Source organism: Devosia sp. GW821-FHT12F11 (assembly GCF_058806655.1).
On sequence record NZ_JBXAPX010000012.1, the window covers coordinates 16,408 to 29,340 of the forward strand.

The 12,933-nt window shown below is 66.2% G+C and carries 18 protein-coding genes; 11 read left to right on the forward strand and 7 right to left on the reverse strand.

What is annotated here, in order from left to right; translation table 11 throughout:
- The first annotated feature begins 31 nt into the window (after nucleotides 1-31).
- The 8 genes from AC1ROK_RS26770 to AC1ROK_RS26805 all read left to right on the forward strand — a co-directional run bounded on the left by AC1ROK_RS26770 (nucleotide 32) and on the right by AC1ROK_RS26805 (nucleotide 5,262).
- The gene (locus AC1ROK_RS26770; protein ID WP_492852674.1) at nucleotides 32-487 is read left to right on the forward strand and encodes a MarR family winged helix-turn-helix transcriptional regulator; all 456 of its coding nucleotides are present in this window, start codon (nucleotides 32-34) and stop codon (nucleotides 485-487) included.
- Between the two features lie 258 nt (nucleotides 488-745).
- Complete coding sequence (locus tag AC1ROK_RS26775) at nucleotides 746-1,822, forward strand: 3-deoxy-7-phosphoheptulonate synthase (RefSeq protein ID WP_492852676.1); 1,077 nt, start codon at nucleotides 746-748, stop codon at nucleotides 1,820-1,822.
- Between the two features lie 319 nt (nucleotides 1,823-2,141).
- Complete coding sequence (pgsA, locus tag AC1ROK_RS26780; protein WP_492852678.1) at nucleotides 2,142-2,690, forward strand: CDP-diacylglycerol--glycerol-3-phosphate 3-phosphatidyltransferase; 549 nt, start codon at nucleotides 2,142-2,144, stop codon at nucleotides 2,688-2,690.
- Nucleotides 2,687-2,938 carry a MoaD/ThiS family protein gene (locus AC1ROK_RS26785; protein ID WP_492852680.1) on the forward strand — a complete coding sequence of 84 codons (252 nt, stop codon included), beginning with the start codon at nucleotides 2,687-2,689 and terminating at the stop codon, nucleotides 2,936-2,938. The genes pgsA and AC1ROK_RS26785 overlap by 4 nt, the downstream gene beginning before the upstream one ends.
- Before the next feature lie 2 nt (nucleotides 2,939-2,940).
- On the forward strand, nucleotides 2,941-3,393 hold the full coding sequence (locus tag AC1ROK_RS26790; RefSeq protein WP_492852682.1) for a molybdenum cofactor biosynthesis protein MoaE: 453 nt from the start codon (nucleotides 2,941-2,943) through the stop codon (nucleotides 3,391-3,393).
- The gene (locus tag AC1ROK_RS26795) at nucleotides 3,390-3,824 is read left to right on the forward strand and encodes a VOC family protein (protein WP_492852684.1); all 435 of its coding nucleotides are present in this window, start codon (nucleotides 3,390-3,392) and stop codon (nucleotides 3,822-3,824) included. The genes AC1ROK_RS26790 and AC1ROK_RS26795 overlap by 4 nt, the downstream gene beginning before the upstream one ends.
- Nucleotides 3,821-4,771 carry an aminoglycoside phosphotransferase family protein gene (locus tag AC1ROK_RS26800; protein ID WP_492852686.1) on the forward strand — a complete coding sequence of 317 codons (951 nt, stop codon included), beginning with the start codon at nucleotides 3,821-3,823 and terminating at the stop codon, nucleotides 4,769-4,771. The genes AC1ROK_RS26795 and AC1ROK_RS26800 overlap by 4 nt, the downstream gene beginning before the upstream one ends.
- Nucleotides 4,772-4,773: 2 nt before the next feature.
- Nucleotides 4,774-5,262: a nucleoside deaminase gene (locus tag AC1ROK_RS26805; RefSeq protein WP_492852688.1), complete on the forward strand. Its 489-nt coding sequence runs from the start codon at nucleotides 4,774-4,776 to the stop codon at nucleotides 5,260-5,262.
- Nucleotides 5,263-5,508: 246 nt separating this feature from the next.
- On the opposite strand, the gene AC1ROK_RS26810 is transcribed toward AC1ROK_RS26805, so the two are convergent.
- Nucleotides 5,509-6,414, reverse strand: a complete 906-nt coding sequence (locus AC1ROK_RS26810) for a LysR substrate-binding domain-containing protein (RefSeq protein ID WP_492852690.1) — start codon at nucleotides 6,412-6,414, stop codon at nucleotides 5,509-5,511.
- A 97-nt stretch (nucleotides 6,415-6,511) separates the two neighbouring features.
- Here AC1ROK_RS26810 and AC1ROK_RS26815 point away from each other — a divergent pair, with 97 nt between their 5' ends.
- Together AC1ROK_RS26815 and AC1ROK_RS26820 are read left to right on the forward strand one after the other, a co-directional pair.
- On the forward strand, nucleotides 6,512-7,681 hold the full coding sequence (locus AC1ROK_RS26815; RefSeq protein ID WP_492852692.1) for an MFS transporter: 1,170 nt from the start codon (nucleotides 6,512-6,514) through the stop codon (nucleotides 7,679-7,681).
- Nucleotides 7,682-7,692: 11 nt separating this feature from the next.
- The gene (locus AC1ROK_RS26820) at nucleotides 7,693-8,727 is read left to right on the forward strand and encodes an aldo/keto reductase (RefSeq protein ID WP_492852694.1); all 1,035 of its coding nucleotides are present in this window, start codon (nucleotides 7,693-7,695) and stop codon (nucleotides 8,725-8,727) included.
- A 250-nt stretch (nucleotides 8,728-8,977) separates the two neighbouring features.
- On the opposite strand, the gene AC1ROK_RS26825 is transcribed toward AC1ROK_RS26820, so the two are convergent.
- Entirely contained in the window at nucleotides 8,978-9,868 is an 891-nt protein-coding gene (locus tag AC1ROK_RS26825) for a branched-chain amino acid aminotransferase (protein WP_492852696.1), read from the reverse strand.
- Nucleotides 9,869-10,071: 203 nt separating this feature from the next.
- On the opposite strand from AC1ROK_RS26825, the gene AC1ROK_RS26830 reads away from it, so the two are divergent.
- Nucleotides 10,072-10,524, forward strand: coding sequence for a MarR family winged helix-turn-helix transcriptional regulator (locus AC1ROK_RS26830; RefSeq protein WP_492852698.1), 453 nt, complete (start codon nucleotides 10,072-10,074; stop codon nucleotides 10,522-10,524).
- Nucleotides 10,525-10,529: 5 nt separating this feature from the next.
- Here AC1ROK_RS26830 and AC1ROK_RS26835 read toward each other — a convergent pair whose 3' ends face one another.
- The 5 genes from AC1ROK_RS26835 to AC1ROK_RS26855 form a co-directional block, all read right to left on the reverse strand.
- Entirely contained in the window at nucleotides 10,530-10,856 is a 327-nt protein-coding gene (locus AC1ROK_RS26835) for a GYD domain-containing protein (RefSeq protein ID WP_492852700.1), read from the reverse strand.
- A 124-nt stretch (nucleotides 10,857-10,980) separates the two neighbouring features.
- Entirely contained in the window at nucleotides 10,981-11,247 is a 267-nt protein-coding gene (locus tag AC1ROK_RS26840; RefSeq protein ID WP_492852702.1) for a YARHG domain-containing protein, read from the reverse strand.
- 12 nt (nucleotides 11,248-11,259) lie between these two features.
- Nucleotides 11,260-11,601 carry a tRNA-binding protein gene (locus tag AC1ROK_RS26845; RefSeq protein ID WP_492852750.1) on the reverse strand — a complete coding sequence of 114 codons (342 nt, stop codon included), beginning with the start codon at nucleotides 11,599-11,601 and terminating at the stop codon, nucleotides 11,260-11,262.
- 13 nt (nucleotides 11,602-11,614) lie between these two features.
- Nucleotides 11,615-12,430, reverse strand: coding sequence for a pyrroline-5-carboxylate reductase (gene proC, locus AC1ROK_RS26850; RefSeq protein ID WP_492852704.1), 816 nt, complete (start codon nucleotides 12,428-12,430; stop codon nucleotides 11,615-11,617).
- Nucleotides 12,427-12,930, reverse strand: a complete 504-nt coding sequence (locus tag AC1ROK_RS26855; RefSeq protein WP_492852706.1) for a type III secretion system chaperone family protein — start codon at nucleotides 12,928-12,930, stop codon at nucleotides 12,427-12,429. The genes proC and AC1ROK_RS26855 overlap by 4 nt, the downstream gene beginning before the upstream one ends.
- Nucleotides 12,931-12,933 lie beyond the last annotated feature (3 nt).

The window sequence follows — 12,933 nt, forward strand, 5'->3', positions numbered from 1 at the left end:
ATTTGGCTTCGTATAATTAGGATACTAATTAATGGCAACAAGCGATCCTGCACACCTGATGCGCGATCTCACCCGGGACCTGCTGCTCACCGGGCGGCTGTGGCGCAAGATGGCGCGGGCCGTCGCCGCCAAGCACGGCGTGTCGGAAGCCGCCTCGGCGCCGCTGATCTGGATCGACCGGTTGGGCGAGAATGTGCGCCAGAACGCCCTCGCCGACGCCATCGGCATCGAAGGCGCCTCGCTGGTCCGGCTGATCGATGAGCTGCAGGCCTCCGGCCTCGTTACCCGCGAGCCCGACCCCACCGACCGCCGCGCCAACGCCGTCTCCCTCACCGAGCGTGGCCGCGAGGTCGTCGCCGAGGTGAACGAGGACGTCATGGCGCTCCGCCGCCAAGTGCTCGGAGCGCTCGACCCCGCCGATTTCGAAGCGGCGCTCCGCGTCTTCGCCGCCATCAAGACGGCGGCCGCCAAGGATAGTGGCGATTAGGAGAGTGCTTCATTATTCGACGAACGGATGAATTGAGCCCCGTGACAAGTCGATCCGCCTCGGCTACAAACCCGGCCATGAACCTTCGCGCCGCCTATTCGTATTGGTATTTTACCACCGGAAGCCGCTGGCAGCCGAAGGGGCGCGTTTGACGTAAAACACCAAACCGAAAATACCCAAAAAGCCGCCAGACCACCTGGCGGCTTTTTTGTCGCCGGTGCCCAAATCCCCCAAAAGGACGCCCCAGGAACCGACGAAATGCTGAAATCCACCGACGACCTGCGCATCAAACAGATCCGCGAACTCCGAACCCCCGAAGAGGTGATCCGCGAGTTCCCGCGCACCGACGCGGCAACCCGCACCGTGATCAGCTCACGCCATGCGCTGCACAACATCCTGCACGGCGTCGACGACCGCCTCGCCGTCGTTGTCGGCCCCTGCTCCATCCACGATCCCAAGGCGGCGCTCGACTATGCCCGTCGCCTCGCCTCGGTCCGTGAGCGCCTTGCCGGCAGCCTCGAGATCGTCATGCGGGTCTATTTCGAGAAACCCCGCACCACCGTCGGCTGGAAGGGCCTGATCAACGACCCCAATCTCGATGGCAGCTTCGATATCGATAACGGGCTGCGGCTCGCCCGCTCGCTGCTGCTCGAGATCAACAATCTCGGCCTGCCCGCCGGCTCCGAGTTCCTCGACATGACCACCCCGCAGTATTTTGCAGATCTGGTGTCCTGGGGCGCTATCGGGGCGCGCACCACGGAAAGCCAGGTGCACCGCGAGCTCGCCTCGGGGCTGAGCTGCCCGGTCGGCTTCAAGAACGGCACCGACGGCAATGTCCGCATCGCGCTCGACGCGGTGAAATCCGCCAGCCAGCCGCACCATTTCCTGGCAGTGACCAAGTCCGGCCACTCCGCCATCGCGGCAACCACCGGCAATGACGACTGCCACATTATCCTCCGCGGCGGCAGCAAGGCGACCAACTACGATGCGCTCAGCGTCGATGCCGCCTGCAAGGAAGCCGAAAAGTCCGGCATCCGCCCGGCAGTGATGATCGACGCCAGCCACGCCAACTCGTCGAAAAAGCCCGAGAACCAGCCGATGGTGCTGGCCGACGTCGGCGCCCAGATCGCCGCCGGCGACAAGCGCATCATCGGCATCATGGCCGAATCCAACCTCGTCGCCGGCCGCCAGGATCTGGTGCCCGGCAAGGAGCTGGTCTACGGCCAGTCGATCACCGACGGCTGCATCGACTGGGAGTCGACCGTCGAAGTGCTGGAAAAGCTGGCCGAAGCCGTGGAAGAGCGGCGCCGGGTGACGGGGCAGTTGGTGGCCTGACGCGATCCTCTCGGGGATCCGACGCCCGAACCACGCAGCGATCGCCTTCTCCCCTTGTGGGAGAAGGTGGCCGAAGGCCGGATGAGGGGTCCCGCAACCAAAGGTTGTGCGATCGGAGCGAAGCGACGAGCGACAGAGTGCGTGGAGAGATACCCCTCATCCGCCCTTCGGGCACCTTCTCCCACAAGGGGAGAAGGCCCACGCTGCTAGATTCTGCCAGCACCCCCTTCAACCTTCCCGCAACCCTGCCGCCCCACCCTGCCTTGACCGCGCCACGGCGATAGCGTCTTCTCCCGGCATGCAAATCCCTCCGCAATTGATGACGCTTCCCAACCAGCTGACCATCGGCCGCATCCTTGCGATTCCGGTGATCTGCCTGTTCCTCGTCAGCGGCTGGGAATGGCTGCGCTGGCTGGCGCTGCTGCTCTACATCGCCGCCGCCGTCACCGACTGGCTCGATGGCTTCCTCGCCCGGCAGATGAATCTCAACTCGGCGCTGGGCAAGATGCTCGATCCGATCGCCGACAAGCTGCTGGTCGGGGCGCTACTCATCACCTTCGCCTGGACGCGCGACCTCAACGGCTGGGACCTGATCCCGGCCATCGCGATCATGCTGCGCGAGATCTTCGTTTCCGGCCTCCGCGAATATCTCGGCAACCGCTCGATCAGCGTGCCGGTCACCTTCCTCGCCAAGTGGAAGACCACCGTACAGCTCGTGGCGCTCGGCCTGATCATCGCCGCGCCGATGCTGCTCGGGCTCGGCTTCATCAGCCATGTGTTCCTGTGGATCGCCGGCGGGCTCACCGTCTGGACCGGCTGGGAATACCTGCGCTCCACCTGGCCGCATCTGTCGGGACCTGAACTATGAAGATCCGCTATTTCGCCTGGCTGCGCGAGCGCCTCAACCGCGGTGAGGAAGACGTCTCACCTCCGCCTGACGTGGTCACCGTCGGCGACCTGATTCAGTGGCTGAGGGATCGCGACGAAGCCGCTGATCTGGCGATGCAAAAGCCCAGCCTGATCAAGGCAGCGCTCGATACTGAAATCGTCCCGCACTCGACCCCGATCGGCAACGCCAAGGTCGTCGCCCTGTTTCCGCCGATGACCGGCGGCTGACCGTGTCGGTCCGCCTGCAGCAGGCGCCCTTCGATCCCGGCGCCGAGACCAATGCCTTCCTTGCCGCATCGGCCGGCGCCGGCGCGGCGGTCACCTTTACCGGCCTCGTCCGCTCGCGCCCCGATGATCCGGTCAGCACGCTGACGCTCGAGAGTTACCCCGAACTGGCGGAAGCGCAGATCGGCAAGGCCATCGCCGAGGCGGTCGTGCGCTTCGGCCTCATCAAGGCATCGGTCATCCACCGCTATGGCCGCCTCGCCGTGGGCGAGCCGATCGTCCAGGTGATGACGCTGGCCCCGCACCGCCAGGCCGCCTTCGATGGCGCATCCTTCCTGATGGACTACTTGAAGACCGACGCCCCGTTCTGGAAGAAGGAAGCGACGCCCGAAGGCGAGCGCTGGGTCGAGGCCAAGCCCGAAGACGACGACGCCCGCGCCAAATGGAACAAGCGATGACCGACACCCGCCCACCCTTCTCGCTCGTGGGCATCGACCACGTCGTCTTCCTCGTCGACGATCTCTCCAAAGCCACCAGCTGGTATGCCGACGTGCTCGGCTGCCAGCCGGGCTATTCCTATCCGGCGCTCGGCATGGAGCAGGTCTGGTGCGGCGCAGCGCTGATCGTCCTCTGGGACATCACCCATCCGGGCGCCGCCTCTGCCGTCCCGCCCGTCAAGGGCGGCCGCAATGTCGACCATGTCTGCATCGCGCTGAGCCCCTTCGATGAAGGCGCGATGCGCGCCCATCTCGCGGCGCACGATGTCCGCATCGAGCGCGAAGCGCTGCACGGGGGTGCCCGCGGCATGGGCAACTCGTTCTATGTACTCGACCCCTGGGGCAACAAACTCGAACTCAAGGGGCCGGCGGTCTATCCGGACGGCCGATGAGCGACGAGCCGGATTTCGCCGTCCTCGCGGCCCGCGCCGTCGAGGAGCGACTCGGCTGGTCGCCTGAGCACATCGAGCGCTTCGCTACCGGCGCCGCGCATTACGTCTTCGATATCTCGTCCGTTGGGCGTGAACCGGTCGTGGCGCGCCTCGGCCACCCCTACCGCGCCGCGGGTCTCGCCGAGGGCACTCGCCTGATGGCAGAGCTCCACGAACTCGGCGTGCCGCTGCCCCGGGTTTTCGCGCATGGCAGCATCGATGGCTTTCCCTACATGCTGATCGAGCGGCTGCCGGGCACCGATCTCGGCAATGTCGTGACCGAGCTCACCGACCCGCAACTGCGCGCCATTGCCGAACGCGTCGCGGCAGCGCAGACCGCCGCGGCCAGATCCCCTGGCGGCAACCGCTATGGCTATGCCGCCACCCCCGAAGCCGCGCCGCACGACCGCTGGTCGAACGAGCTCGACTCGAACTTCGCCCGCTCGGTGCAGCGCCTCACCGCCGCGGCCTTGTTCGACCCGGCAGTGCTCGCGCCGGTTGGCGCGGCGATCGACCGCCATCGGGCCGAACTCGACGCCATCACCGCAACGCCGTTCCTCCACGATACCACCACCCGCAACGTCATCGTCGGCCCCGAAGGCGGCTTCTCCGGCATCGTCGATGTCGACGATCTCTGCTTCGGCGACCCGCGCTACGCCCCGGCGCTCACCCTTGCCGCGCTCACCTCGATGCGCGGCCCCAAACACTATGTCGACTACTGGATGGACGCGGCAGGCCACCGCAACGACCACATCTTCAGCCTCTATGTCGCGCTCTTCCTGCTCGACCTGATGAGCGAGCATGGCCACGTCTTCAACGGCAACGAGCGGCCCTCGACGCCGGAAGCGCGGGCCGTCCTGCTCGACACACTGACCGCCGAAACCGCCCGCCTCGCCACCTGGAGCTGATGATGAACGAGACCGACCACAAGCACCTGCTGCGCTGTGCCGAACTGGCGGAAGCCGCGCTCGGCACCAACAACGACCCCTTCGGTTCGATCCTCGTTTCTGCCTCCGGCGAAGTGCTGTTCGAGGAGCACAACTGGGAATCGACCGGCGATGCGACGCGGCATCCCGAGATCGATATCGCCAAATGGGCGGCAGCCAACATGAGCTCCGCCGAGCGCGCCGTCGCCACCGTCTATACCTCGGGTGAGCACTGCCCGATGTGCGCCGCAGCCCATGCCTGGGTCGGGTTGGGCCGCATCGTCTACGCCGTCTCATCGGCGCAGCTGACCGAGTGGCGCACCGCCATGGGCGATGGCCAGTCCCCGGTCAACGGACTACCGATCACCGCCATCGCGCCGGGGTTGCCGGTCGACGGCCCCGACCCGGCGTTGCAGGATCGGATGCATGACCTGCATCGGCGCCGGCATGAGATGCGGTCGCGGGGGTCTTGACGCCGGCCGGAACAGACTGCTCCCTGGCCCCTCGCACTCAGATCGAGGGCGTGGCACCACCCCCTCCGAGCTTCGCTAATTCGCTTGCGCTCACAAGCTGCGCTTGCCTCCCCCATCAAGGGGGAGGTGGGGTCAGTGGATGGACCAGATCGCGCCACACACACTGGACGGTACCTCCCCCTTGATGGGGGAGGCTGGGAGGGGGTGGGGCGGCAGGCGAGGCGACGCGCCTTACACCGCGCCCCCTCACCCCACCCGCCCCCGCTCCGCCAGGAAATCCAGCAGCACCCGCACGCGGGCCGGCAGATACCCGCCCTGCCCGCTGAACACGGCGTGGAAATCCTCGAGATCGCCAGGGTTCTGCGCCTCCAGCACCGGTACCAGCCGACCGGCGGCGAGGTCGTCGCGCACCGTGAAGGCGGCGAGCCGGGTGATGCCGACGCCGGCCACCGCCATCTGCCGCAGCGCCTCGCCATCGCTGGCCTGCAGGTTCCCCGCCACCGGCACCGAGATCAACTTGTTACCCTCCAGCAGCGGCCAGCCCTCGACCGTCCGCCGGTAGCAGAAGTTCAGCCGGTTGTGCGCTTCCAGCTCGGCAGCGCTCGCCGGCGTACCGTGGCGCTCGAGATAGGCGGGCGACGCGACGATCACCATGCGCGTCGCACCGAGTTTTCGCACCATCAGGCTCGAGTTCTTCAGCGGGCCGGCCCGCACCGCCACATCGGTGCGCTCGGCATAGAGATCGACGATCGCGTCGGTCTGCACCACGTTGAGGCTGATGCCGGGGTAAAGTGCCAGGAACTCCGGCAACAACGGCGTCAGGATATGGGTGCCGTATGAAGCGCTGGTGTTGAGCCGGATCCGCCCTGCCGGTTGCTCGGCCGCCCCGGCGCCACGCTCCGCCTCCTCGAGATCGGCGAGGATCCTGAGGCTCGACTCGTAGAAGGCGGTGCCCTCCGGAGTCAGCTGCAGCGTGCGGGTCGAGCGGCTCAGCAGCCGCGTGCCGAGCCGGGTCTCGAGCCGCGCCATCAGCTTGCTCACCGCCGATGGCGTCATCCGCAGCGTCCGCGCCGCCGCCGAGAAGCCGCCCATGTCGACCACCCGCACGAACACGTCCATCTCGCCGAAGCGGTTCACCTCAGTGCGCGACATGTGAACTCAACTCACAAAAGCTGTTCCCTGAGGCAGTCTAGTTCATCGAGCGAGCGAGGTCCATTTCTGCGCCCTGACCAGTTTTTCAGGGTGTATCATGCCACTCGCTCTCTATGCGCTCACCGCCGGTGCCTTCGGCATCGGCGTCACCGAATTCGTCATCATGGGCCTCCTGCTCGAAGTCGGCGCCGATCTCGGCGTCAGCGTCGCCACGGCGGGCCTGCTGATCTCCGGCTATGCCCTCGGCGTCGTCGTCGGCGCCCCGCTCCTCACCTCGCTCACTGCCCGCTGGCCGCGAAAGACCACGCTGCTGGTGCTGATGGCGATCTTCACCCTCGGCAACATCGCCTGCGCCATCGCCCCGAGCTACGAGACGCTGATGGCGGCGCGTGTGCTGACTTCGCTCGCTCATGGCACCTTCTTCGGCGTCGGCTCGGTGGTCGCCACCAGCCTCGTCGCGCCGGATCGCCGGGCCTCCGCCATCGCGGTGATGTTCACCGGCCTGACCGTCGCCAATATCCTCGGCGTGCCGTTCGGCACCTGGCTGGGCCAGCTGACCTCGTGGCGCACCACCTTCTGGGCCGTCGCCGTCATCGGCATCGTCGCCATGCTGGTGATCACCGCCCTCGTCCCCAGGGACAAGGCCGCCCCGGAGGCTGCCGACTGGCGGGCCGACCTTCGCGCCATGCTGCGTGGGCCGGTGCTGTTCGGCCTCCTCCTCACCGTGCTTGGCTTCGGCGGCGTGTTCACCGTCTTCACCTACATCGCGCCCGCCCTCACCGAGGTCAGCGGCTTCCCCGAAGCCATGGTCTCGCCGATCCTCCTGGTGTTCGGCGGCGGCCTCGTCGTCGGCAATCTCTTGGGCGGCAAGCTCGCCGACCGGAATCTGGCCTGGAGCGTCCTCGGCACCCTCGCCGCCCTCGGCATCGTCATGCTGGCGATGAGCTTCGCCCTGCCCAACCCGATCGCTGCCGTTATCGCGGTTGGCCTGCTCGGTGCGGCCGGCTTCGCCACCGTCGCGCCGCTGCAGCTCTGGGTGCTGGAAAAGGCCGGCGGCGCGGGCACCAGCCTCGCCTCCTCGCTCAACATCGCCGCCTTCAACCTCGGCAACGCGCTCGGCGCCTGGCTCGGCGGCGTCGCCCTCGAACAGGGTTTTGGGCTCACCGCCCTGCCGCTGGTCGGCGCCGTGCTGCCGCTGCTCGCGCTGGCGCTGCTGTTGGTCAGCCTGCTGCTCCGCCGCCGCGCACCGCTCGCCACCTCCAACTGAAAGTCGACATCATGGATTACCGCACTCTCGGGGCCTCGGGCTTAACGGTCCCTGCCCTCAGCTTCGGCGCCGGCACGTTTGGCGGCTCCGGTCCGCTGTTCAGCCATTGGGGCACGTCCGACGAAGCAGAGGCCCGGCGCCTTGTCGATATCTGCCTCGAGGCCGGCGTCACGCTGTTCGACACCGCCGACGTCTATTCCGACGGCGCCTCCGAACGTGTCCTCGGCGCCGCCCTCAAGGGGCGCCGCCACGCCGCGCTGATCTCCACCAAGACGGGCCTGCCGATGGGCGATGGTCCGGCCGAAGCCGGCACGTCTCGTATCAGGTTGATCCAGAGCGTCGATGCCGCCCTCACCCGCCTCGGCACCGACTATATCGACCTGCTGCAACTGCACGCCTTCGACGCGGCGACACCGGTGGCGGAAACCCTCGGCACGCTCGATGACCTCGTGCGGGCCGGCAAGCTCCGCTATGTCGGCGTCTCCAACTTCGCCGGCTGGCAGCTGATGAAGTCGCTCGATCTCTCCGAGCGGTACGGCTGGTCGCGCTATGTCGCCCACCAGGTCTACTACTCGCTGCTCGGCCGCGATTACGAATGGGAGCTGATGCCGCTCGGGCTCGACCAGGGCGTCGGCGCGCTGGTCTGGAGCCCGCTCGGCTGGGGCCGCCTCACCGGCAAGCTGCGCCGCGGCCAGCCGCTGCCCGAAGGCAGCCGGCTGCACAACACCGCGGAGTTCGGCCCGCCCGTCGATGACGAAAGGCTCTATGCCATCGTCGACGTGCTCGACGAACTCGCCGCCGAGACCGGCAAGACCATCCCGCAGATCGCCCTCAACTGGCTGCTGCAGCGCCCCACCGTGTCTTCGGTGATCATCGGCGCCCGCAACGAACAGCAACTGCGCCAGAACCTCGGCGCCATCGGCTGGGCCCTCGATGCCGGCCAGATCGCCCGGCTCGACGCGGCCAGCGCCGTCACCCCGTCCTATCCGCGCTTCCCCTACTATCGGCAAGCCGGCTTCGCGCGGCTCGATCCGCCCGCGGTGTGATGGCCCCGAAGCACCAAGTGATCGCAGGTGGATGATCGCTGGAGTCGTCGAGTTGACCCACCACACTCACCCCAACCACGATGTCATCCCAGCGAAAGCTGGGACCCATCTATCCGCCGGCGCGGGCTGTGAGTTGGGCTTTCGCTGGGATGACCGCCGGTGAGTGGGTAAAGACCCGGGGCCACCCTGAGCAGGCAAAAACAAAAGGCCCGCTGAATCAGCGGGCCTTCGAACTTCAACGCGTCAACGCTTACTCGGCTGCGACCTTCTTCGGGGTCACGGCTTCGGTATAGGCGTTGATCAGCGTGGTGCAGGCCTTGGCCGGCTTGAATTTGTACTGGCCGATCTCGCTGACCGGCGTCACTTCCGCCGCGGTGCCGGTGAGGAAGCACTCCTCGAAATCCGCCAGTTCTTCCGGCTTGATGTGGCGCTCGACCACCTTGTAGCCGTTCTCGCGCGCCAGCTGGATCAGCGTCTGCCGGGTGATGCCGTTGAGGAAGCAGTCGGCAGTCGGGGTGTGGATCTCGTCGCCCTTGACGAAGAACACGTTGGCGCCGGTGGCTTCGGCAACCAGCCCGCGATAGTCGAGCATCAGCGCGTCGGCATAGCCATTGGCCATCGCCGCGTCCTTGCTGAGCGTGCAGATCATGTAGAGGCCGGCCGCCTTGGCCGAGGACGGGATGGTCTCCGGGCTCGGGCGCTTCCAGCGGCTCCACTCGAGGCGGATGCCTTTCAGCTTCTCCTCGACCGAGAAGTAGCTCGGCCAGACCCACGAGGCGATGGCGAGGTGCACCTTGTTGTTGCGACCGGGAACCGACAGTTCCTCCGAGCCGCGCCAGGCGATCGGCCGGACATAGGCGTCGACGAGGCCGTTCTTTTCGAGCACCAAGCGCTTGGCCGCTTCGATCTCATCGACCGAATAGGGAATGGTGAAATCCAGCGTCTTGCCGCTCTGGATCAGGCGCTCGGTGTGCTGGCGCGACTTGAAGATCTCGCCGCCATAGGCGCGCTCGCCCTCGAACACTGAGCTCGCGTAGTGCAGCCCGTGCGTCAGCACGTGGATCTTGGCGTCCTTCCAGGGAACCATCTGACCATCGAACCAGATCCAGCCTTCGCGCTGGTCCATCGGCAAGCCTGCCATCTCAATCTCCCATTCGTCTGGTGCGGCCCTTGGGGTCCGCCGTGTTGTTGCCTGTGATCCTGCCCCACCGGCTTGCTATTGGCAAACCGGAACGGCTTTGGGATAAGGCAAAGAGCTGTGTTTTCGATGGGGTGATGATGGCATCGGGCAAAATAAATGTCAACAAGGCTGACATAAATTTGGCGCAGGCCGGCGGGCCTGCCATGCCGCTCGACGTCATGGGCCTGTTCTTCTTCGCCTACCGGGACTTCGTCGGCGACGCTGATGCACTGCTTGAACGGCAGGGTTTCGGCCGCGCCCACCACCGCGTGCTGTATTTCGTCAATCTCCGGCCCGGCATGCCCGTCGCCGACCTGCTCGATATCCTCAAGATCACCAAGCAGAGCCTGGCTCGGGTGCTGCGCCAGCTGGTCGACAATGGCTATGTCGAACAAAAGACCGGCGAAACCGATCGTCGCCAGCGCCTGCTCTATGCCACCGAGAAAGGCCGCGGCCTGTTCGAGACCCTCTCCGCCACCCAGACCAGCCGCATCGAAGCCGCCATCGCCGCCCTGCCCCCTGAAGGCAAGCGCACCGTGCTCAAGTTCTTCGTCGGCATGGTCGAGCCGGAAGATCGCGGCCTGCTGGATCGGCTGAAGCTCACCGAAGAGCTGTAGCCCTACTAAGCTCCCGGCTGCCGGTAGCCGACCGTTTGAGCACGCCCGAGAGCGGCGAGGGCCTCTTCGACCGTCAGCAACGGCGTCGTCTCGAACTTGGAGCACGCGCCGCCGCTCCCGATCGCAATGGCTACCGCCGCCATGGCGACGTTGTCGGGCGCCTCCCACAGGTTGTAGCCGTCATGCTCCCCGAACGCGTACCAGAAGCCGTGCAGCTTACCGCCGACGGACTCGATATACTTGCGTGCGGCCTCGCGGCGATCTTCGGGATTTTTGCTTAGGCGCGCCCAGGTCTCGGGCGTGTAGCTGAAGCGTGTCAGATAGAGTGCCATGGCTGAGCTCCTCCGCTCTTCGCAGAACACCCAATCCTACACGGTTGGCGGGCCGAGGGTATTGGCGAACTCAGGGTGCCGCTTGTCGCTCGACACGTCGCGGTCCACCACTGGAGGGACGCCGTCAGTTGACCTTGCAACCGCGGTCGTCCTCTTCTTGCTTGATCGCCTCGATCTCGCGTTGCTCGGCCTTGGAGAACTTGGGCTTCCTGGTCCAGCAATCGTCGTTGTCGAAGTACTCCTGCGCGAGCTCGGTCGAAAAGCAGTAGCCATTGTCGTCGTAGATGGTGTTGCGCGCCATCCAGAGGTCGAAGCACGACTCGGCCAGGGCCTGGCTCGTCATCGCGCCGAGAAGGCAGAAGGCCAGCATTGCCGGGAGAACGCGCTTCATCTCAGTCCCTCCTCACATCAGCTTCTTGCCGTTGGGCACTCCGCGCTCAACGGCGGCAAGGACGATAGCACCATTCGCGTCCTCGTAGCCCAGCGTCAGCACCTCGCTGCGCACCGGGCCGATCTGGCGGGGCGGGAAGTTGACCACCGCCATCACCTGGCGCCCGAGCAGCGTTTCCGGCGTGTAGTGCACGGTGATCTGTGCCGAGCTCTTCTTGATCCCGAGCTCGGGCCCGAAATCGATCAGGAGGATGTAGGCGGGCTTCCGCGCCTCGGGAAACACCCGGGCCTCGACGACGGTGCCGACGCGGATATCGACCTGCTCGAACTCGGCATAGGTGATCTCAGCCATCAGCCCGCACCGACCTTCAGGCCCGCCCGAGCTCTTCCGAGCGCTGCCGCGCGGCGCGCACCGCCCGGTCGAGCAGCGGCTCGAGCCCATCCGGCGCCATCAGCACCTGCAGCGCCGCGTAGGTGGTGCCCTTGGGCGAGGTGACGTTCTCGCGCAGCGTGCCGGCCGGCGACGGATCGGCATCCATCAGCGCCGCGGCGCCGGTAACGGTCGCCCGCGCCAGCTGCATTGCCTGCTCGTCGTCGAAGCCCTGGCGACGCGCCGCGGCGGCGAGTGCCTCGACCATGTAGAACACATAGGCCGGGCCGGAGCCCGAAACCGCGGTGACGCCGTCGATCTTGCTCTCGTCGTCGAACCACATCACCTGGCCGGCGGCGCTGAGCAGCGCATTGGCGGTTTCGCGATCCTCTTCGGTGATCGAAAGTCCCACTGCCCCGGTAATGCCGCGGCCGACCTGCGCCGGCGTATTGGGCATGGTGCGGATGACGCGCTCGGTCTGCAGCCCCTCGGACAACCCGACCAGCGAGATGCCGGCGGCAATCGACAGCACCAGCGTGTAGCTGCCGACGATCGGCTGGATCTCGGCCATCACCTCGTAGATCACCTGCGGCTTCACCGCGAGCACCAGCACATGCGTCAAGACGCCGAGCGGGCTCGCCTGCAAGCGAATGCCGTGCTCGGTGGCGAACTGTATCGCGAACTCGGAGGGCTGCGGATCGCACAGCACCAGCCGATCGGCCGGCAGACCGCCGGCGATCCAGCCGCGGGCCAGCGCGAGGCCCATCTTGCCGGCCCCGACCAGAACGACGGGGCCGATATCTGATAAATTCAAGCTTCGCCTACCGTTTCGAACATCACCTGGCTGAGCGCGTCAGCCGCGCCCTTTCCAGCCCATATCACGAACTGGAACGCCTGGTAGTAGAGATCGCAGCTGTCGGTGGCCGAGCGCAGCAACGCCTCGCATTGCTGCGGGCTTACTTCGGCGCCGCCCGTGAGCAGGTGCGAGTTGCGGAACAGCACCACGCCTTCGTGGTTCCACATGTCGAAATGGCCGATCCACAACTGCTCGTTGATCAGCGAGATCAACTGCTTAACTTCGGTTCGGCGCGTGTCCGGCACCTTCAGGTCGAACGCCGCCGCGATGTGCAGCGACTCCAGGTCCTCCATCCAGTTGAAAGAAACGTGGTAGTCCGACCAGTTCCCGCGCACCGAAATGGAGATCTCGTCGGCGTCCTGGCGCTCGAAGTTCCAGTCGTTGATCGAAGCAATGTGCTCGATAATATCGACCGGATGCACCGTGCGGTCCGGTTCCAGTTCCAGAATATGTGCCATTGG